The 20,576-nt window shown below is 73.4% G+C and carries 15 protein-coding genes; 2 read left to right on the top strand and 13 right to left on the bottom strand.

What is annotated here, in order from left to right; genetic code table 11:
- Positions 1–118: 118 nt before the first annotated feature.
- Positions 119–3,301, bottom strand: coding sequence for a putative bifunctional diguanylate cyclase/phosphodiesterase (locus tag ACFIF2_RS21875; protein ID WP_395574896.1), 3,183 nt, complete (start codon positions 3,299–3,301; stop codon positions 119–121).
- Positions 3,302–3,498: 197 nt separating this feature from the next.
- The gene (locus tag ACFIF2_RS21870) at positions 3,499–4,440 is read right to left on the bottom strand and encodes a 2-hydroxyacid dehydrogenase (protein ID WP_395574895.1); all 942 of its coding nucleotides are present in this window, start codon (positions 4,438–4,440) and stop codon (positions 3,499–3,501) included.
- Between the two features lie 75 nt (positions 4,441–4,515).
- On the opposite strand from ACFIF2_RS21870, the gene ACFIF2_RS21865 reads away from it, so the two are divergent.
- Positions 4,516–5,514: an aldo/keto reductase gene (locus tag ACFIF2_RS21865; RefSeq protein WP_395574894.1), complete on the top strand. Its 999-nt coding sequence runs from the start codon at positions 4,516–4,518 to the stop codon at positions 5,512–5,514.
- Between the two features lie 106 nt (positions 5,515–5,620).
- Positions 5,621–6,799 (top strand): PQQ-dependent sugar dehydrogenase, encoded by a 1,179-nt coding sequence (locus ACFIF2_RS21860; RefSeq protein ID WP_395574893.1) that lies wholly within the window; start codon positions 5,621–5,623, stop codon positions 6,797–6,799.
- Between the two features lie 6 nt (positions 6,800–6,805).
- Here the strand turns inward: ACFIF2_RS21860 and ACFIF2_RS21855 are convergent, their stop codons facing one another.
- The 11 genes from ACFIF2_RS21855 to ACFIF2_RS21805 all read right to left on the bottom strand — a co-directional run bounded on the left by ACFIF2_RS21855 (position 6,806) and on the right by ACFIF2_RS21805 (position 20,418).
- Positions 6,806–7,024 carry a DUF6191 domain-containing protein gene (locus ACFIF2_RS21855; protein WP_395574892.1) on the bottom strand — a complete coding sequence of 73 codons (219 nt, stop codon included), beginning with the start codon at positions 7,022–7,024 and terminating at the stop codon, positions 6,806–6,808.
- 38 nt (positions 7,025–7,062) lie between these two features.
- Entirely contained in the window at positions 7,063–10,152 is a 3,090-nt protein-coding gene (locus ACFIF2_RS21850) for an AAA family ATPase (RefSeq protein ID WP_395574891.1), read from the bottom strand.
- Between the two features lie 146 nt (positions 10,153–10,298).
- A complete protein-coding gene (locus ACFIF2_RS21845; RefSeq protein WP_395574890.1) occupies positions 10,299–10,484 on the bottom strand; it encodes a hypothetical protein in 186 nt (61 codons plus the stop codon).
- Positions 10,485–10,694: 210 nt separating this feature from the next.
- Entirely contained in the window at positions 10,695–11,285 is a 591-nt protein-coding gene (locus ACFIF2_RS21840) for a hypothetical protein (RefSeq protein ID WP_395574889.1), read from the bottom strand.
- Between the two features lie 35 nt (positions 11,286–11,320).
- The gene (locus tag ACFIF2_RS21835; RefSeq protein ID WP_395574888.1) at positions 11,321–11,905 is read right to left on the bottom strand and encodes a GNAT family N-acetyltransferase; all 585 of its coding nucleotides are present in this window, start codon (positions 11,903–11,905) and stop codon (positions 11,321–11,323) included.
- Positions 11,883–14,129: an MMPL family transporter gene (locus tag ACFIF2_RS21830; RefSeq protein WP_395574887.1), complete on the bottom strand. Its 2,247-nt coding sequence runs from the start codon at positions 14,127–14,129 to the stop codon at positions 11,883–11,885. The genes ACFIF2_RS21835 and ACFIF2_RS21830 overlap by 23 nt, the downstream gene beginning before the upstream one ends.
- Positions 14,130–14,347: 218 nt before the next feature.
- Positions 14,348–15,862, bottom strand: coding sequence for an Asp-tRNA(Asn)/Glu-tRNA(Gln) amidotransferase subunit GatB (gene gatB / locus ACFIF2_RS21825; RefSeq protein ID WP_395574886.1), 1,515 nt, complete (start codon positions 15,860–15,862; stop codon positions 14,348–14,350).
- Positions 15,863–15,877: 15 nt separating this feature from the next.
- Positions 15,878–16,117 carry a hypothetical protein gene (locus ACFIF2_RS21820; protein WP_395574885.1) on the bottom strand — a complete coding sequence of 80 codons (240 nt, stop codon included), beginning with the start codon at positions 16,115–16,117 and terminating at the stop codon, positions 15,878–15,880.
- Positions 16,114–17,610, bottom strand: coding sequence for an Asp-tRNA(Asn)/Glu-tRNA(Gln) amidotransferase subunit GatA (gene gatA, locus ACFIF2_RS21815; RefSeq protein WP_395574884.1), 1,497 nt, complete (start codon positions 17,608–17,610; stop codon positions 16,114–16,116). Before gatA ends, ACFIF2_RS21820 begins: the two co-directional genes overlap by 4 nt.
- Positions 17,611–17,616: 6 nt before the next feature.
- Complete coding sequence (gatC, locus tag ACFIF2_RS21810; RefSeq protein WP_003973500.1) at positions 17,617–17,913, bottom strand: Asp-tRNA(Asn)/Glu-tRNA(Gln) amidotransferase subunit GatC; 297 nt, start codon at positions 17,911–17,913, stop codon at positions 17,617–17,619.
- A 219-nt stretch (positions 17,914–18,132) separates the two neighbouring features.
- Positions 18,133–20,418: a putative bifunctional diguanylate cyclase/phosphodiesterase gene (locus tag ACFIF2_RS21805; protein WP_395574883.1), complete on the bottom strand. Its 2,286-nt coding sequence runs from the start codon at positions 20,416–20,418 to the stop codon at positions 18,133–18,135.
- Positions 20,419–20,576 lie beyond the last annotated feature (158 nt).

The following is a 20,576-nucleotide window of genomic DNA, read 5'->3' as shown; positions in this document are numbered from 1 at the left end:
GTGTGGGTCGCTGGGAGTCCGGGTCGGTCCGGACGTCACCAGCTCAGCCGACGCGCTTTCCAAGTACGAGAATTCGGGTGCGCATGGCACTGACCCTCCCCCCGGCGCACACCCACTGTCAAGTGGGTGGGACGGGAGTCTCATTATGTGAACGCAGGGACGTGCCACCGCTCAGGACGGCGGGCAGGGCGGTGCCGACACCGCCCGCGAACGCGGGCTCGGCGGGCCCGTGCGGCACCGGGTAGTGGCCGGTCTTGAGCGCTCTGCGCAGCCGGTACTCGTCCAGCGGCCCGGAGAAAGCCATGCCCTGCCCGTGGGTGCAGCCCATCGCGCGCAGGGCGACGATCTGCTCGGGCAGGTCCACCCCGTCGGCCACGGACTTCAGCCCGAGGTCGGTGGCGATGCGCAGCAGCCCACTGGTGATCTTGTGCAGGCGCGCCGACTCGACCACTCCTTCGACCAGGCTCCGGTCGAGCTTGAGGACGTCCACGGGCAGGCGCCTGAGCGCGGTGATCGCCGCGTAGCCGCTGCCGAACCCGTCCAGGGCGATGCGTACGCCCACTCTGCGCAGGGCGTTGAGCCGGCGGTCCAGCTCGTCCAGGCCGACCCGTGGGTCGATGTCCGACAGCTCGATCACGAGAGAACCCGGCGGCAGCCCGTGCCGGGTCAGCAGGGCCTCCACGGAGCCCAGGGGCATGGAGCGGTCCAGCAGCCGGCGGGCGCCGACCCGTATGGCCACGGTCGCCGAGAGTCCGGCGGCCGCGCGGTCGGCGGCCTGCTCGACGGCCTCGCGCAGCACCCAGCGGTCCAGTTCGGCGGTCTTGTCGCCATCCTCGGTCACGCGCAGGAACTCGGCCGGCGTGAACAGCACCCCCTGCGAGGAGCGCCAGCGCGGCTGCGCGCAGACCGAGCTGATCCGCCCGTCCGTCAGCGACACCACCGGCTGGTGCAGCAGCGCGAACTCGCCGTCCTGGAGAGCGGCCCGCAGCCGCGTGGCCAGCTCCGCCTTGCGTACGACGTCCTGCTGCATCTGCGGCCGGTACAGCTCGACGCGGCCCTTGCCGCCCGCCTTGGCGCGGTACATGGCGAGGTCGGCGTTGCGCAGCAGCTCGCCCGCCCCGAGCCCCGGTTCGGCGAAGGCGACGCCGATGGAGGCGTTGACGCGGACATCGTTGCCGTCGATGAGGTAGGGCTGCGAGAGGGTGGTCCTGAGGCGGTCGGCGAGCTCCAGGATGTGCCCCTCGCGGGCGGTCCGGTCCCGGGCGCCGTCTCCGACGATCAGGGCCGCGAACTCGTCACCGCCGAGCCGGGACGCGGTGTCCCCCTTGCGGACGGCCTCGTGGAGTCTGCGGGCGGCCTGGACGAGCAGCTCGTCGCCGGCCTGGTGCCCGATGGTGTCGTTGACGCCCTTGAAGCCGTCGAGGTCGATGAAGAGCACCGCGGTACCGCGCAGGGCGGCGCCCCGGTCGGACGCGCGGCGGCCGGACAGGGCCTGCTGGACGCGCCGGGTGAACAGGGCGCGGTTGGGCAGGTCGGTGAGCGGGTCGTGTTCGGCGTTGTGCTGGAGCTGCGCCTGGAGGCGCACTCTCTCGGTGACGTCCCGGCTGTTGAAGATCAGGCCGCCGTGGTGGCGGTTGATGGTGGACTCGACGTTGAGCCAGCCGCCGTCCCCGGAGCGGAACCGGCACTCGATGCGCGTGGTCGGTTCCTCCACCGGGCTCGCGGCGAGGAACCGGCGTACCTCGTGGACCACGCAGCCGAGGTCCTCCGGGTGGATGAGCGCGGCCAGTTCGCTGCCGACCAGGTCCTCGGCCGGGCGTCCGTAGACCCCGGCGGCGGCCGGGGAGACGTAGCGGAGGATCCCGTTGGGCGCGGCGATCATGATGACGTCGCTTGAACCCTGCACCAGGGAGCGGAAGTGGTTCTCCTTCTGGGCCAGTTCCTGGGTGAGGGTGATGTTGTCGAGCAGCATGATGCCCTGGCGCACGACGAGGGCGAGCACCACGGTGCCGCCGGTCAGCAGCACCACGCGGTCGACGCTGCGGCCGTTGAGGACGTTGTAGAGGATGCCCAGGGTGCAGACGGCGGCGGCGAGGTAGGGCGTGAGCGCGGCCAGGGACCCGGCGATGGGGCGGGCGGTGGGATAGCGCCCGCGCTCGGCGGCCTGCCCGGGGACGGGCGCGGGAGGAGACTGGTGGCTGGTGTGGTGGGCGGTCCGGTGGGTGGTCTCGTGCGTGGAGTGGCGGGCGGGCGGGTGGCCGGAGCCTCGCTGGCCGGGCACGTGTTCGCGCACCACGCGCGTATGCCCGCCGGAGCCCTCCTCGTCCGTCGGCCGCCCGGGCCGGGTCGCGGCCCAGGGCGCGTACGCGAGCAGCAGGGAGCCGGCGAACCAGCCGGCGTCGAGCAGCTGGCCGGAACGGTAACTGCTCTGCAGCAGCGGCGAGGTGAACAGGGCGTCGCACAGCACCGTCAGCGCCAGGGCGCCGATGGCCGTGTTGACCGCGGAGCGGCCGACGGGCGACCGCCGGAAGTGCAGGGCCAGCACCATGCTGATGAGGGCGATGTCGAGCAGCGGGTACGCCACCGTGAGCGCGGCGTGGGCCACGCTGGAGCCGCCCTCGGCCTTCGCCGCCTGGGCCAGCGCCAGGCTCCACGCCAGCGTCACCAGCGATCCGCCGATCAGCCAGGCGTCCAGGCCCAGGCAGATCCAGCCGGCCTTCGTCACCGGCCGCTTGGCCAGCACCAGCAGGCCCACGATGGCGGGCGGCGCGAAGCACAGGAAGAACAGGTCCGCGTAGCTGGGGCTGGGCACGGGCCGGTCCAGGACGACCTCGTACCACCCCCAGATCAGATTGCCCAGGGCGGCCATCGCCGAGGAGAGGGCGAACAGCAGCCAGGCGGGCCGGAAGCGCACGCGGGGCCTGTGGGCGTAGACGAAGCAGGAGACGGCGGCGGCGGCCGCGGCGGCGCCCAGCCCGAAGTCGCCCATGATCTCGGCGAGCTGTTCCGAGCCCCAGCCGAGCGCGGAACCGACGGCGTACGCCGCGCAGACCAGGGCCAGCACGAGCTGGCGGGCGAGGGCCGGTCCGCCGGCGGTGGTCTGCGGCCGGGGCAGCAGCGGTCCGGGCGAGGGCTGGGTGCGCAGCGCTCCGTCCAGCGTGGACGCGGGGGACGGCGGGCTCACCGGGGCCTCCGCCGGCCGCGGTGACCGGGGCGGCAGGGGCCGCTCCGTCTGTGCGAGGTCGTGGTCGTGCGCCAGGGTCGCCGGCGGCGGCTCCGCCACGTCGGGTCGTTCGTCCATAGGCCGTGCATCGCCCGTCGCCCCCCTCACAGTCTGAGATGTCCATCCCCGGCGCCGAACGGTGCGCGGCGCATCCCCTGTCGGACGATACACCAGGATCGTCACTCAGGGACATAGGTTCTCTACGCTCCGTGACGACCAGCGGATATGCCCGTACCCACCGCATCCGGGGGGTCGCGGAGGGTGCCGGAAACGGATTACTCGCCCGTCGTCAGAATCACGTTGCGCAGCGGCTCCTGGTTCACGAACCGGCACAACTGGCCCACCAGCAGCCGCTTGGCGCGCGGCAGGAAGGCCGAGGTCGGTCCCCCGACGTGCGGACTGACGACCACGCCGGGAGCCTGCCACAGCGGGTGGCCCGGCGGCAGCGGTTCGGGGTCGGTCACGTCGAGGGCGGCGGTGAGGCGCCCGCTCTCCAGTTCGGCGAGCAACGCCTTCGTGTCGACGACGGGTCCGCGCGCGACGTTGACGAGCAGGGCTCCGTCCTTCATGCGGGCCAGGAACTCCGCGTCGGCCAGGCCCCGGGTGGCCTCGGTGAGCGGCGTGGACAGGACGACGACGTCCGCCTCGGGGAGGAGGGCGGGAAGGTCGGTGAGCGGATGCACCGGGCCGCGCGCCGTGGTGCGGGCGGAGCGCGCGACGCGCACCACCGGCGCGACCTCGAACGGCACGAGCCGGTCCTCGATCGCGGCGCCGATCGACCCGTAGCCGACGATGAGCACCTTCCGGTCGGCGAGCGCGGGCCGGAAGCCGCCGAGCCACTCCCCCCTGTCCTGGGCCCGTACGAAGTCGGGGATGCCGCGCAGCGACGCGAGGATCAGGGCGAGGGCGAGTTCCGCGGTGCTGGCCTCGTGCACGCCGCGGGCGTTGCACAGCCGTACGCCGGCGGGCAGGTCCTTGAGTCCGGGCTCCACGTGGTCGATGCCGGCGGAGAGGGTCTGGACGACCTGGACGGAGCGCATGCCCGGCAGCGGGCGTATGCCGATCCCGCTGGGCTTCATGTAGGGGACGACGTAGAACGCGCAGTCGGCGGGGTCGGCGGGGAAGGCCTCCTCGCCGTTCCAGTAGCGGTAGGCGGGGCCTTCGGGGAGGCCCTCGATCTCCTCCGGCGGGATGGGCAGCCACACGTCAGCAGTCATGGTCAGGAGGCTATGTCAGGGGCGTGCGGAGGCAGAGGTTAGGTTGGGTGGCCTGACGAGGGAGGATCACGACCGGTGGAGCGCAGGACGATCGGCGCGACGGCGCTCGCGGTGGGGGCCGTCGGACTGGGCTGCATGCCGATGAGCTGGGCCTACAGCGCGTCGCGGCAGCGGGGCGAGGAGTCGGTCAGGGCGGTGCACCGGGCTCTCGACCTGGGTGCCTGTCTGCTGGACACGGCGGACATGTACGGGCCGTTCACCAACGAGCTGCTGCTGGGACGGGTGTTGAAGGAGCGGCGGTCCGACGCCTTCGTGTCGACCAAGGTCGGTCTGCTGGTGGGCGATCAGCACATCGTGGCCAACGGCCGCCCCGGGTACGTGAAACGTGCCTGCGACGCCTCCCTGCGCCGGCTCCAGACGGACGTCATCGACCTCTACCAACTGCACCGCGCCGATCCCGAGGTGCCCGTCGAGGAGACGTGGGGCGCGATGGCGGAGCTGGTGCGGGCCGGGAAGGTGCGGGCGCTCGGGCTGTGCGCGGTCGGCGCGCGGTCGGCCCGGCGGCCGGGGGCGCGGCTGCACGACGCGACGGTCCGCCAGCTGGAGCGGGTGCAGCAGGTCTTCCCGGTGAGCGCGGTCGAGGCCGAGCTGTCGGTGTGGTCGCCGGAGGCGCTGCGCACGCTGCTGCCGTGGTGCGTGACGCGCGGCGTCGGTTTCCTCGCCGCGATGCCGCTCGGCAACGGCTTCCTGACCGGCACGCTGACGCCCGGCCAGGGCTTCGAACCGCAGGACCTGCGCGCCCGGCACCCCCGCTTCACCGCCGAGATGATGGCCGCCAACCAGCCGATCGTGGCCGGCCTGCGCCGGATCGCGGCCCGGCACGGCGACTCGGTCACACCGGCGCAGGTGGCGCTGGCCTGGGTGCTGGCGCAGGGGCGGCACGTGGTGCCGGTGCCGGGGACCAAGCAGGAGCGCTGGGTGAGCGAGAACGCGGGCGCGGCCGGGCTGCGGCTGACCGAGCGGGACCTGGCGGAGGTGCGGGCGCTGCCGGCGGCGCAGGGGTCCTGGGAGTGAGGCGCGCGGTGCTCCGGGGGCGGGCGCCGGGTTCGGGATCCGGCGATCGGGAACTTGGAGGGCGCGTGCGGTGTATGACAAGGAGAACCGCCGCGTCGAAGGGACCATGATCGTGCAACGTCGAGCCGTGTCGGCCGTGTTGACCGCCGCCGCCCTGCTGCTGACCGCGGGCTGCTCCTCCGGCGGCGGGGAACCGTCGGGCGCGGACGGGAGCACCTCCCCGGGCTCCCCGGGCCGTACGGCGGCCCCGTCCTCGCCCTCGGGCCCGGCCGCCGAGCGGACGCCGCCCGCGAAGGGGACCGTGAAGGTCGTCCGCACGGTCGCCACCGGGCTGGAGAGCCCCTGGGGTCTGGCCCCTGTGCCGGGCGGCGGCCTGCTGGTCTCCTCCCGCGACGAGGCCACCGTCACCCGGGTCGACGAGAAGACCGGGAAGAAGACGGAGCTGGGCGAGGTGCCCGGGGTGTCCGCGTCCGGCGAGGGCGGCCTCCTGGGCATCGCCCTCTCCCCCGGCTTCGCCTCGGACCGGATGATCTACGCGTACTTCACCTCCGCCTCGGACAACCGGATCGTACGCATGCGGTACGACGAGAAGAAGCCGTCCGGTGAGCAGCTCGGCGCTCCGGACACGGTCTTCCGGGGCATCCCCAAGGGGGTGATCCACAACGGCGGGCGGATCGCGTTCGGCCCGGACAGGATGCTCTACGCGGGCACGGGCGAGAGCGGCGACACGGGCCTGTCCCAGGACAAGGAGTCCCTCGGCGGCAAGATCCTGCGGATGACCCCGGACGGCGAACCGGCTCCGGGCAACCCCTTCCCCGACTCCGTCGTGTACTCGTACGGCCACCGGAACGTGCAGGGGCTGGCCTGGGACGACGAGCAGCGGCTGTTCGCCGCGGAGTTCGGGCAGGACACCTGGGACGAGCTGAACGCGATCGAGCCGGGCGACAACTACGGCTGGCCCGAGGCGGAGGGCGAGGGCGGCGGCTCCGGGTTCCACGACCCGCTCGCCCAGTGGAGCACCGACGAGGCCTCCCCCAGTGGCATCGCCCAGGCGGCGGGCTCCGTGTGGATGGCGGGCCTGCGCGGCGAGCGGCTGTGGCGCGTCCCGCTCGAGGGCACTCGGGCGGCGGCCGAACCGCAGGCGTTCCTGGAGGGTGAGTACGGCCGGCTGCGCACGGTGGTCGCGGCGGGCGGCGACCGGCTGTGGCTCGTCACCAGCAACACGGACGGGCGCGGCGACGCGAAGGGTGACGACGACCGGATCCTGGAGCTGCGGGTCACCTAGGCCCGCTCACTCGTCCGCCGACCCCGTGCCCTCCTCGGTCCCGGCCTCGTCGTCGTGGTCGGCGGGGCGGGGCCGTTGCACGACGACCTTGCCCGACGTGAGGTCTATCGGGCCGTGGCCCGGGTCGCCGTCGCCGACGTCCTCGCGGGTCAGCTCCAGCCGGTTCTGTTCGTCGCGGGTGTGCTTGCGGCCGGGGGAGAACAGTTCCTCGAAAGCGTTGAACACGGACCCTCCGTCCGTCGGCGTCCCTCACAGCGTAGGCCTCACCGGGCCGGGGAGGACGTGGGCGGTGCGGCCGGGAACAGGGCCAGCCGGTGGGCCACCGCCGCCGCCTCGCCGCGGCCCGAGACGCCGAGCTTGGCCAGGATGTTGGAGACGTGGACGCTGGCCGTCTTCGGGGAGATGAACAGCTCCTGGGCTATCTGGCGGTTGGTGCGGCCGTCGGAGACCAGGCGCAGGACGTCGCGTTCCCTGCTGGTGAGGCCCAGTGCCTCGGCCGGGTCGGCGGGGGCGGGCGCGGGCCCGGCGGCGTGGCCGAGGGGGAGGCGGGCGCGCTGGGCGAGCAGGGCGACCGCGTCGGCCAGGGGGCGGGCGCCGAGGTGGTCGGCGACGCTGCGGGACAGCCGGAGCAGTTCCCTGGCGCGGGCGCGCTCGTCCTCGCCGCCGTCGGCCAGCAGGGCGGCGGCCAGCCGGTGGCGGACGCGGGCCAGGTCGTAGGGGCGCTCCAGGCGTTCGAAGGCGGTGACCGCCTCGGACCAGGCCGCCGGGGTGTCCCGGCCCCCGGCGCGGCGCAGTTCGGCGCGGACCCACCGCTCGTGGGCGAGCCAGACGGGGGCGCCCGTGGCGAGGGACCTGGCGGCCTCGGCGAGGCGTGCGAGGACCTCGGCGCGGCCCTCCTCGGCGGCCGGCAGGCCACGGGCGTCGGCCTCGGCCGCGGCGGCGGACAGCAGCAGAGGCCAGCCGTAGCGCTGGGTGCCGGGCGGGAAGCCCGCGTCCAGGGCCCGGAACAGTTCGGCGCGGGCGTCGGCCAGGCGGCCCTCGGCGGCGGCGATGCCCAGGGAGAGCGCCGTCACGGGCAGGCGGTGCTGCGGCATGGGGTCGTGCGAGCCGTAGGCGGCGCGGGCCTCGGCGAGCAGCCCGGCTGCCTCGGCCGTCTCACCGCGGGCGAGGGCGACCATGGCGCACTTGAGCGCGGCGCCGCCGCGGGGTGCGGGACTCCGGCCCGGGGCGGCGGCCAGCGCGGCGGCTTCCAGGGCCTCGTCCCAGCGGCCGAGGGAGACCAGCGACTCGGCGAGGTTGCCCCACACCCATGCCTCGGACTCCAGCAGGCCCATCCGCCGGGTGATCTCGACGCCCTCGCGCAGAATGCCGAGCGCCTCCTCGGAGCGGCCGACGCTCTCCAGGGCGGAGGGCAGGTTGACGTGGCTGCGGGACACCACCGTGGACTGTCCGTGCGCCACGACCAGATCTCTGACCTGGTACATCTCCGCCAGTCCGGCGTCGATGTGCCCCGCGTCGACCATCAGGCCGCCGAGGGTGAGCCGGGCGTTCAGCTCGATGTCGTCGGCGCCCACCATGCGCGCGTACTGAACGGCGCGCTCCGCGGCGGTCACGGCGTCCGGGCCGGGGCAGTGGAGCATCGACCAGTTGGCGGACATGGCCAGCACCTCGGCGTGCACCTCGGAGGGCGGCAGGCCGCGGACCAGTTCCTGGGCGATGCCGAGTTCCCGCCAGCCGTCACCGCGGCCCTGGGCCTGGACCAGCAGCGAGCGCTGCGTCCAGAACCAGGCGGCGCGCTGCGGGTCCCGGACGCTCGCGCTCGCCCCGGCCCCCGTCTCCCGCTCCTCGTCCAGCAGGCGCAGCGCCCGCTTGGTGATCTTCAGGGCGCGTTCGCGCTCCCCGCACAGCCGCCCGGCGACGGCCGCCTCCGCCATCAGGTCCAGGTAGCGCAGGGGCTTGGTGGCGGGGTCGCAGCCGCAGGGCGGGTAGACCTCGGTGTAGTCGACGGGGCGCAGGGTGGCGCGTACGTCGTCGGGGGCGGCGTCCCACAGCTCCATCGCGCGTTCCAGCAGCCGCAGTTGCTCGGAGTAGGCGTGGCGGCGGCGGGCCTCGACGGAGGCGTCCAGGACTGCGGGCAGGGCCTTGGCGGGGTCGTGGGCGTGGTACCAGTAGCTGGCCAGGCGCATCACCCGCTCGGCGGCGGGGACCAGCGTGGGATCGGCGTCGAGGGCCTCGGCGTAGTGGCGGTTGAGGCGGGAGCGCTCGCCGGGGAGCAGGTCGTCGCCGACGGCCTCGCGGACCAGGGAGTGGCGGAAGCGGTAGCCGTCGCCGTCGGGGGCGGGGAGCAGGATGTTGGCGTTCACGGCGGCGCGCAGTGCCTCGATGAGGTCGTCCTCGGGCAGCCGGGCGACGGCGGCGATCAGCCGGTACTCCACGGTGGAGCCGCCCTCGGCGACGATCCGGGCGACCCGCTGGGCGCTCTCGGACAGGGCCTCGACCCTGACCAGGAGCAGGTCGCGCAGGGAGTCGGTGAGGCCGGTGCAGCAGCCCTCGTGGGCGGTGACGGCGAGTTCCTCGACGAAGAAGGCGTTGCCGTCGGAGCGTTCGAAGATCTCGTCGACCTGGAGCGGGTCGGGTTCGTGGGCGAGAATGCCGGCGATCTGGCGGCCCACCTCGTCGCGGGTGAAGCGGCCGAGCTCGATGCGGCGGACGGTGCGCAGCCGGTCCAGTTCGGCGAGCAGGGGGCGCAGCGGGTGGCGGCGGTGGATGTCGTCGGAGCGGTAGGTGGCGAGGACGACGAGGCGGCCGGTGCGCAGGGTGCGGACGAGGTAGGCGATCAGGTGGCGGGTGGAGGCGTCGGCCCAGTGCAGGTCCTCCAGGACGAGGACGACGGTGTGCCGGGACGCGACGCGCTCCAGCAGGCGGGCGGTGAGTTCGAAGAGGCGGGCCATGCTCTCCTCGTCGTGCCGGCCGCTCCCGGCGGCCGGGACGGCTTCGCCCAGCTCGGGCAGCAGCCGGGCCAGCTCCTCCTCCTGCCCGGCGGCGGCGTCGGCCAGTTCCGCGGGCAGTTCGCGGCGCAGGGAGCGCAGGGCGGTGGAGAAGGGCGCGAAGGGCAGGCCGTCGGCGCCGATCTCGACACAGCCGCCCAGGGCGACGACGGCACCCTGCCGCCGGGCGGCGGCGGCGAACTCCTCGACGAGGCGGGTCTTGCCGACCCCGGCCTCACCGCCGAGCAGCAGGGCCTGCGGTTCGGCGGCGCCGGCGCGCGCGAGCGCGTCGTTCAACGTGTCCAGTTCGCCGGTGCGGCCGACGAACACGGGACTGACGGACCTGGTCTCCACGGACCCGAGCATCGCACGCGGGTACGACAGCGGGGCAGCGGTTTTCGCCGTGCGGGCGGCGGACGCGGGAGGCGGGGACGCGGACGGAAGAGGGAGGACGGCGGGCGCGACGGCGGCGGGGAGGGCGGCCGTGCGGCCACCCTCCCCGGCTCCCCCGCTCACGCGGCCCGGGCGAACCGGTGCCGGCGGAACCGGAACGTATGGCTCTCCGCCCCGGCGGCGCCGTGGCGGGCTTCCCGGCGGGCGGCGCGACGGGCCCGGACGGCCTCGCGGACCAGGCGGGCCTGGTCGGCGCGGCGGATCAGTTCGGCGGAACGGGTCTGCTGGATCTCGTACTCGAACATGGTGTGTTTCCCCTGGGTTCGTCGGTGAGAGCCGGTTTCGGCTGCGGTCTCGCTCGTTCGCGATGCCTCAACCTTCGTCTCCCAGGGGGGTGCGCCACATCGGGTAACTTCCGCATCTTCGCGGCGGCCCGGGGCCTTAGACACGCGTGAGGGGTCTTAGGGCGGGCGCGTGGAGCGCGCCGGTGCCCTAAGACCCCTCAGAGGGCCTGGTCAGCCGGTCGACGGCAGTCCCATCAGGATGTCCGTGTACTTCAGGACGGCGAGGAGCAGACCGATCACGCCGAGGGCGACGCCCGCCCAGGCGACCGACTTGATCCACGGGGCCTGCGGGCGTCCGGGCGCGCCGAACGCCGGGCGGGCCAGCACCACGACGCCTACGATCATCGCGACCAGGGCGAACAGCCCGCCCCACAGCGCGGTGGCGTGCCAGGCGTCGCCGTAGCCCTTCTCGATCAGGGCGCCGACGTCGGACGTCGAGGACGTCTCCAGCTGGCCGATCAGCGACTCGCGCGCGGAGGCCACGGTGCCGACCCAGCTGCCCGTCAGCGAGACGATGCCGAGCCCGGCCGAGACGACGGCGCCCGCGCCCTGGCCGACACCGGTGGGGCCCTCCTTCTCGGCGACGGCGCCGTCGGTGTCCTCCGGGGCGTCCCCGTCGGTGTCCTTGTCCACGTCCGCGTCGCCAGCGGGCTCGGTCTCGGCCGTTTCGACCGCCTCGTCCGTCCGGGCCTGATCGGCCGCCTCGACGGTCTTGTCCTCGTCGGTCTTCACGCCGGTCTCGTCCACTGTCTTCGTTCCCATGCCTCGCACCGTACGGACGCTGTCTGAGAGGTCCCTTAATGATCCCTGTGAGCGGCACCCGCGCGTGCCCCGCGGGCCGCGCGCCACTCGGGCGCGAGCACCGCCCACACCTCGATGTCCTGGCGGACACCCCGGTAGAGGCCGCTTTCGCGCAGCACGCCCTCACGCATCATGCCGAGTCGCCGGGCGGCGGCGACACTCGGGGTGTTGGCGGACGACGCGTGCCACTCCACGCGGTGCATGCCGCGCTCGTCGAACGCCCAGTCGATCAGGACGCGGGCGCCGCGCGTGACCAGGCCGCGGCCCGTTCCCGCGGGCTCCAGCCAGCAGCCGATCTCGCAGACGCCGGTGGCGGCGTCGAAGACGCGGAAGAGCAGACCGCCGACGAGCTTGCCGTCCAGCCACAGCCCGTGCAGGAAGCCGCTGTCGGCGGCGTGCCGGTCGGCGTAGGACTGGAGCAGCGCGCGGGCGGCGTCGACGTCGGTGGCCTTCGCCCCGAAAGGGATGTGCTGGGTGATGAACTCCCGGCCCCGGTCCAGGTGGGCCAGGAACTCCTCGGCGTGCCAGGTCTCCAGGGGACGCAGTTCGGCTCCGTCGTCACCCAGTGGTATCGCGTACATCCCGCTCCCGTTCCTCCTCGGCCAGGACGTCCGCCACTTCGGCGTCCGTCGCCGCGGCCAGCCTCTCATGGGCGGCGCGGGACTCGGGCGGCTCGATGCTGATGCGGGGCAGGAGCTTGTCGAGGCGGCGCGGGAGCCACCAGTTGGCGCTGCCGAGCAGGTGCATCAGGGCGGGCACCAGGAGGGTGCGCAGGACGAACGCGTCCAGGGCGACGGCGGCGGCCAGGGCGATGCCGAACATGGCGATCACGCGGTCGCCGGTGAGGACGAAGGCGAGGAAGACCGAGATCATGATGACCGCGGCGGAGTTGATCACCCGGCTGGTCTCGGCGAGGCCGACCCGGACGGCACGGCGGTTGTCGCCGGTCTCCAGCCACTCCTCGTACATCCGGCTGACCAGGAAGACCTGGTAGTCCATGGAGAGCCCGAAGAGCACCGAGACCATGATCACGGGGAGGAACGGCTCGATCGGGCCCGCGCTGCCGAGGCCCAGCGGTTCGCTCCCCCAGCCCCACTGGAAGATCGCCACGACGACGCCGAAGGACGCGGCGACGGCGGCGACGTTCATCGCGGCGGCCTTGAGGGGGATGGCGAGGGAGCGGAAGGCCAGGAGAAGGAGCAGGCAGCCCAGGCCGACGACGACGCCGACGAAGAGGGGCAGCTTGCCGACGATGACGTCGGCGAAGTCGTCGTAGCCCGCCGTCACCCCGCCGACGTGCACGTCGAGGGCGGTGCCGGCCTCCGCGCGCGGCAGCACCTCGGCCCGCAGCCGCTCCACGAGGTCACTGGTGTCCGGCGACTGCGGGGACGACTCGGGTACGAGGGTGAGGTACGCGGTGTCACCGGCCGAGTCGTACGCCACCGGGGTCACCGAGGAGACGCCCTCGGTGGTGCGCAGGGCGGCGTCGAGGTTGTCCAGGGCGAGCCGGTCCTCGGCGCCGCCGACCTCGGTGACCAGGGTGAGGGGGCCGTTCACGCCGGGGCCGAAGCCCTCGGCGAGGAGGTCGTAGGCCTCGCGGGTGGTGGTGCCCTTGGGGTCGTTGCCCTGGTCGGCGGTGCCCAGGCGCAGGCCCAGGGTGGGCAGCGCGAGGACCGTGACGACGACGAGGGCGAGGGCGCCGAGCAGTTTGGGGTGGCGCTCCACGAACGCCGACCAGCGGGCAGCGAACCCGGTGGGCAGCTCGGGCCGGGGTCCGTGCTCCGCGAGCCTGCGCCGCTCGCGCCGGCTCAGGGCGCGCGGGCCGGCGTACGACAGCAGTGCCGGCAGCAGGGTCACGGAGGCCGCGACGGTGAGGACGACGGTCAGGGAGGCGGCGATCGCGACACCGTTGAGGAAGCTCAGCCGGAGGATCAGCATGCCCAGCAGGGCGATGCACACGGTGGCACCCGCGAAGACGACCGCGCGTCCCGTGGTCGCCACGGCGTTCTCGGCGGCCTCGGCGACGGTCAGCCCCCGCTTCAATCCGCGTCGGTGCCGGGTGACGATGAACAGCGCGTAGTCGATGCCGACGCCGAGCCCGATGAGGGTGCCCAGCATGGGCGCGAAGTCGGCGACGGTCATGGCGTGGCCGAGTAGGGAGATGCCGGCGTAGGCGGTGCCGACGGAGACCAGCGCGGTGGCGATGGGCAGCAGGGCGGCGGCGAGGGAGCCGAAGGCGAGGAAGAGCACCACCGCGGCCACCGCCACGCCGAGGGCCTCGGCCAGGTGCCCGCCCGGTGCCTCGGTGAGGGCGACGGCGCCGCCGCCCATCTCCACCCGGAGCCCGTCGGTCTCGGCCGCCTCGGCGGTGTCGACGACCGCCCGCGCCTCGGCCGCGTCGATGTCCTGGGAGGCGTCCTCGAAGGTGACCGAGGCGTACGCGGTACGGGCGTCCTCACTGATCCGAGGCGAGTCGGCCTCGGCGTACGGATCGGTCACGGAGGCCACCCCGGGCAGGTCCGCGACGCGGTCCAGGGTGCGGGTCATGGTCTGTTCGACGTCGGCGGCGCGCACGGTGCCCGTCGTGGTGTGCCAGACGATCGTGTCGCTGTCGCCGCCGAGGCCGGGGAAGCCTTGCTCGAGCAACCGGAAGGCACGGTCGGAGTCCGTGCCGGGGACGCCGTAGTCGTTGGAGTACGCGGAGCCCGCGGCGGTGGCCGCCGCGGCGACCCCGCCGAAGGCGAGGAGCCAGAGCAGGACGGTGACGAGACGACGTCGAACACACCAGCGTGCGAGGGCTGCCACGAACGTGCTCCCAGGTGTCTGATTGTGGATCTTTGACCGGGAACAGTCGTCCTTGGTGTGGAACGGCCCGCAAAGAACGCATGAGCAATGCGAATGTCACTCTTGCAGGCGGAAATGATCGTTTGCGGACTTCGTGGGCTTATTCACAACAACGGCCCCGGGGAACCCGTCGTGATGACGCGTTCCCCGGGGCCGTCGGTACGGCGAAGCGGCGGTGGTCAGCCTTCGGTCACGCCCAGCCTCTGAAGGATCAGCTCCTTGACGCGGGCCGCGTCCGCCTGGCCCCGGGTCGCCTTCATGACGGCGCCGACCAGGGCACCGGCCGCGGCCACCTTGCCGCCGCGGATCTTGTCGGCGACGCCCGGGTTGCCGGCGATGGCCTCGTCGACGGCGGTGGTGAGCGCGCCCTCGTCGGAGACGACCTTCAGGCCGCGCTTGTCGACGACCTCGTCCGGCGTGCCCTCACCGGCGAGGACGCCCAGGATGACCTGGCGGGCCAGCTTGTCGTTCAGGTCGCCCTTGGTGACCAGCTCGGCGACCCGGGCGACCTGCGCCGGCGTGATCGCCAGCTCGTCCAGCGCCTTGCCGGACTCGTTGGCGCTGCGGGCCAGCTCGCCCATCCACCACTTGCGGGCGGAGGCGGCGTCGGCCCCGGCGTCGATGGTGGCGACGATCGGGTCCAGCGCGCCGGCGTTGAGGATCGACTGCATGTCGGTGCCGGAGACGCCCCACTCCTCGCGGAGTCGGTTGCGGCGCGCCAGCGGCAGCTCGGGCAGGGTGGCACGGATCTCCTCGACCCACTCGCGGGACGGGGCGACCGGCACCAGGTCGGGCTCCGGGAAGTACCGGTAGTCCTCCGCCTCCTCCTTCACGCGGCCCGAGGTCGTGGACCCCGTGTCCTCGTGGAAGTGGCGGGTCTCCTGGACGATCGTGCCGCCGCCGCTCAGCACCGCCGCGTGGCGCTGGATCTCGAAACGGGCCGCGCGCTCCACGGACCGCAGCGAGTTGACGTTCTTCGTCTCCGAGCGGGTGCCGAACTTCTCCTGGCCGTGCGGGCGCAGCGACAGGTTCACGTCGCAGCGCATCTGGCCCATCTCCATGCGGGCCTCGGAGACACCGAGGGCACGGATGAGTTCGCGCAGCTCACGGACGTAGGCGCGGGCTACCTCGGGGGCGCGCTCGCCCGCTCCCTCGATCGGCTTGGTGACGATCTCGATGAGCGGGATGCCGGCGCGGTTGTAGTCGAGGAGGGAGTGCGAGGCGCCGTGGATGCGGCCCGTCGCGCCGCCGACGTGGGTCGACTTGCCGGTGTCCTCCTCCATGTGGGCGCGCTCGATCTGGACGCGGAAGGTCTCGCCGTCCTCCAGCTGCACGTCGAGGTAGCCGTCGAAGGCGATGGGCTCGTCGTACTGGGAGGTCTGGAAGTTCTTCGGCATGTCCGGATAGAAGTAGTTCTTCCGGGCGAAGCGGCACCATTCGGCGATCTCGCAGTTCAGCGCGAGGCCGATCCGGATCGCCGACTCGACCCCGGTCGCGTTGACGACCGGGAGCGCGCCGGGCATGCCGAGGCAGACGGGGCAGGTCTGGGTGTTCGGGTCGGCGCCGAGCGCGGTCGAGCAGCCGCAGAACATCTTGGTCCTGGTGCCGAGTTCGACATGGACCTCGAGGCCCATGACGGGGTCGTACGACGCGAGTGCGTCCTCGTACGACACCAGGTCGGTCGTGGTGGTCACGGTGAAACTTCCCTCTCAGCCCAGCAGGACGTCGTCGTCGCCGAGACGCTTCAGCTCGCGGTACAGGATGGCGAGGTTGGTGACGACCGCGGCGCCCGTCACGACGGCGTCGAGCAGCCGCAGGGTGTCGCTGTCGCTCCGGGCCTTCTTGATCTGCTTGTAGACCCCGACGGCGCCGAACGCCGACGTGGCCATCGAGACGTACAGGCCGGACCGGGACTTCTTGAAGCCCTTGGCCTTGGTCAGTGCACTCACAGCGACGGAGCCTCCTCGATCAGCGGGTGGCCCCACTTTTCCACGAAGGCGGCCTCGACGGCGGCGCCGACCTTGTACAGCCGGTCGTCCTTCATGGCGGGGGCGATGATCTGCAGACCCACCGGCAGGCCGTCCTCGGGGGCGAGGCCGCAGGGCAGCGACATGGCCGCGTTGCCCGCCAGGTTGGTGGGGATGGTGCACAGGTCGGCCAGGTACATCGCCATCGGGTCGTCGGCGCGCTCGCCGATCGGGAAGGCGGTGGTCGGGGTCGTCGGGGAGACGATCACGTCGACCTGCTCGAAGGCCCGCTCGAACTCCTGCTTGATGAGGGTGCGGACCTTCTGGGCGCTGCCGTAGTACGCGTCGTAGTAGCCCGAGCTGAGGGCGTACGTGCCGAGCATGATGCGGCGCTTGACCTCGGGGCCGAAGCCGGCCTCGCGGGTCAGGGAGGTGACCTCCTCGGCGGAGTGCGTGCCGTCGTCGCCGACGCGCGCGCCGTAGCGCAGGCCGTCGAAGCGGGCGAGGTTGGAGGAGCACTCCGAGGGGGCGATCAGGTAGTACGCGGAGAGCGCGAGGTCGAAGGACGGGCAGTCCAGCTCGACGATCTCGGCGCCCAGCTCCCTCAGCAGCTCGACGGACTCGTCGAAGCGCTGGATGACGCCGGCCTGGTAGCCCTCGCCGCGGAACTGCTTGACGACGCCGACGCGCATGCCCGCGACGCTGCCGTTGCGGGCGGCCTCGACGACGGCGGGGACCGGGGCGTCGACGGAGGTGGAGTCCATCGGGTCGTGCCCGGCGATCACCTCGTGCAGCAGGGCCGCGTCCAGGACCGTGCGGGCGCAGGGGCCGCCCTGGTCGAGGGAGGAGGAGAACGCCACCATGCCGTAGCGGGAGACGCCGCCGTACGTCGGCTTGACGCCGACCGTGCCGGTGACGGCCGCGGGCTGGCGGATGGAGCCGCCGGTGTCGGTGCCGATGGCGAGCGGGGCCTCGAAGGAGGCGAGGGCCGCGGAGGAACCGCCGCCGGAGCCGCCGGGGATCCTGGTGAGGTCCCAGGGGTTGCCGGTCGGGCCGTAGGCGCTGTTCTCCGTCGAGGACCCCATGGCGAACTCGTCCATGTTGGTCTTGCCGAGGATGACCACGTCGGCGGCCTTGAGCCGCTTGGTGACCGTCGCGTCGTACGGCGGGATCCAGCCCTCGAGGATCTTGGAGCCGACGGTGGTCGGCACACCCTCGGTGGTGAAGATGTCCTTGAGCGCGAGCGGGACGCCGGCCAGCGGGCCGAGCTCCTCGCCGCGCTCGCGCTTCTCGTCGACGGCGCGGGCCTGCGCGAGGGCGCCCTCGCGGTCGACGTGCAGGAAGGCGTGGACCTTCTCGTCGACGGCCTCGATGCGGGCCAGGTGCGCCTCGGTGACCTCGACCGCGGTCAGCTCGCCGGAGGCGATCTTCGCGGCGATCTCGGCCGCGGTGAGCTTGATGATGGGATCGCTCATGGCGGGTTACTCCTCCCCCAGGATCTGCGGCACCTTGAAACGCTGCTGCTCCTGGGCCGGGGCGCCGGAGAGCGCCTGCTCGGGCGTGAGCGACGGACGGACCTCGTCCGGCCGCATGACGTTCGTCAGCGGGAGCGGGTGCGAGGTCGGCGGTACGTCTTGGTCGGCGACCTCGCTGACGCGGGCGACCGCGCCGATGATGTCGTCCAGCTGTCCCGCGAAGTGCTCGAGCTCTTCGGGCTTCAGCTCCAGACGCGCCAGCCGGGCGAGGTGGGCGACCTCCTCGCGCGTGATGCCAGGCATGCAGCGTTCCTCTGGGGTGAGTGTGTGCGGTATGGGCCAATCGGTTTGGGGCCAATCCTATGGGGCGGCGCCCCGTGCCCGTGAAACGGTTTCCCCCGGGCCACCCGGTGAGACCGGTCGGCGCCCCGCGGAGGGGCACGGGCGGCCCGGCCCGGACAGGAGCCCGACGGGGCCCCCGGCCCACCCGGCTCGGCCCTCCGGCCCACCCGGCTCGGCCCTCTAGCCCACCCGGCCCGGGTCGTCCGCGGCGGCCGCCGGGAGCGCGGCGGCCGGACGCTGCCAGCCCCGGGCGCCGCGGGCCAGCAGCCACGCGGTGGTCTCCTCCGGCGGCATCGCGGCCGCGACCAGCCAGCCCTGTACGGCGTCGCAGCCCAGGTCCCGCAGGCGTTCCCAGGTCTCGTCGTCCTCGACGCCCTCGGCGACGACCAGGAGACCGAGCGAGTGCGCGAGGTCGACGGTGCAGCGCACGATCTCGGCGTCCTCGGTGTCGACGGCCAGCCGGGCCACGAACGAGCGGTCGATCTTGAGTTCGCTGACCGGGAGCCGGCGCAGGTGGACGAGGGAGGAGTAGCCGGTCCCGAAGTCGTCCAGGGACATCTTGACGCCGTGTCCGGTCAGGGCGTTGAGCGTGTCGGCGGCGCGCTGCGGGTCCTCCAGCAGGACGTGCTCGGTGATCTCCAGCTGGAGCGCTCCCGCGGGGACACCGTGCCGGGCCAGCCGGGCGGCGACGGCGCCCGCGAAGCCGGGGGTGTGCACGTCGCGCGGGGAGACGTTGACCGCGACCGGCACGAACAGCCCCTGGGAACGCCAGTGGGCGACCTGTTCGAGCGCCGTCTCCAGCACGTACTCGGTGAGGTGGGGCATCAGCCCCGACGACTCGGCGATCGCTATGAACTCGTCCGGCGGCACCTTGCCGCGCTCCGGGTGCACCCAGCGGACCAGGGCCTCCAGGCCCGCGACGTGGCCGTCGAAGCGGACCTTGGGCTGGTAGTGGAGCTGGACCTCGTGGGCGTCCAGGGCGCGGCGCAGGTCGCCCAGCAGACCCAGCCGGTCGGGGGTGTTGGAGTCCCGCTTGGACTCGTAGACCTCCACGCCGGTGCGGTCCCGCTTCGCCTGGTACATCGCCACGTCGGCGCGGCGCAGCAGCCCTTCGGCGTCCAGCGCGTGGTCCGGGAAGACGGCGACCCCGGCGCTGGCCTCCAGGACGAGGGTGAGCCCGTCGAGGTCCATCGGGGAACCGAGCGCGCCGACGAGCCCCCGGGCGATGCGGGTCGCCGACGTCGTGGAGTCGGCGACGGGCAGTAAGACGGCGAACTCGTCGCCGCCGAGCCGCGCGGCCTCCGCACCGCGCGGCAGGGCCTGCCGCAGCCGGTCGGCGGTCTGGAGCAGCAGCCGGTCGCCGGCCAGGTGCCCGAGCGTGTCGTTGACCGACCGGAAGCGGTCGAGGTCGATCAGCATCAGGGCGGCGCGGGCGCCGATGCGTTCGGCGTCGTCCAGCGCGGTCCAGGTCCGCTCGAGCAGCCACTGCCGGTTGGGCAGCCCGGTGAGCGGGTCGCGCAGCTGCTCCTCGGCGCGGGCGCGGGCGATCCACAGGGTGGAGTCGAGGGCGATCAGCGGGATGGAGAACAGCGGCAGCAGCAGCGGCTTGGCGACGGCGACCACGCAGACCAGCGGGGCGATGCCGAGCAGCGCGACGGCGAGCAGGCCGTGTCTGACCAGGGCGGTGCGGGCGACCGTGGGCAGGCCGGGGCGCGGTGTCTGGAGGTACCACAGCAGGGCGCGGGTGACGGCGAGGTAGGCGACGGCGACGAGCGCCACCTTGGGCGCCGCGGACAGGTCCCAGGTGTGGGGGTCCCACGGGGCCTCCACGGACGGCCGGGAGCCGCAGACGCTCAGCAGCAGGGCGCCCGCGGCGATGCCGAGGATGTCCACCGCGCCGTGCAGCACGCCCTGCCGCCAGCGGCCCCGCCGGGCTATGCCGACCAGGACGACGACGGTGAGGCTGACCATGCCGGCCGGAACCCAGCCGTAGAGCAGCAGGACGGCGAGGGTGAGGGCGGCGCCGGAGCCGGTGCCGCCCCACCAGCGGGAGCGGCCGAGCATCACCAGGTGCCCGACGACGATGCCGGTCAGCACGGCCAGGGACCAGCCGGCGGTGCCGGCCGGGAAGAGGGCGTGGCCGTGGGTGAACGCCCGGTAGAAGCCGGCGCCCAGGACGAAGGCGGCGCCGGCGATGATCGCCGAGGGCAACGCGGGCCAGGCCAGGTGCCGTTCGCCGTCGGCGTCCGTACCGGTGGCATTGCCGGTGCCGGTGCCGGCGCCATTGCCGGTGCCGGACAGCGAGGAGGCGTGGCCGGCGCCGGGCGGCGCGGAATCGCGGGCGCCCGCCGCGGGGTGCGGTGCGCCACCACCGCGCTGGCCGAGCCACCGGTTCACGTGTCCCGCGCCCGCCATGCGACGCAGGCGCAGCCGTGAGCCCGCGGCGGCGCTCTCGGTCGGTTCCATTCCCGTCCCTCTCACAGCCGGCGGTGCCCACGCCACGCGGCCCCCGCCTCGACCACCCTCAACGGCTCCGCGTCAAAGACCCCTTCCCCCTGACCCTCGGGAGCAGGAGGATGCCCCGACCGCAGCTGGGCACGGCAGGCGCACCTCTCAACAGTAGG

This window comes from Streptomyces sp. BK79, assembly GCF_044142145.1.
Lineage (GTDB): Bacteria > Actinomycetota > Actinomycetes > Streptomycetales > Streptomycetaceae > Streptomyces.
The sequence above is the reverse complement of the archived record's forward strand: the minus strand, read 5'-3'. Positions and strand labels throughout refer to the sequence as shown.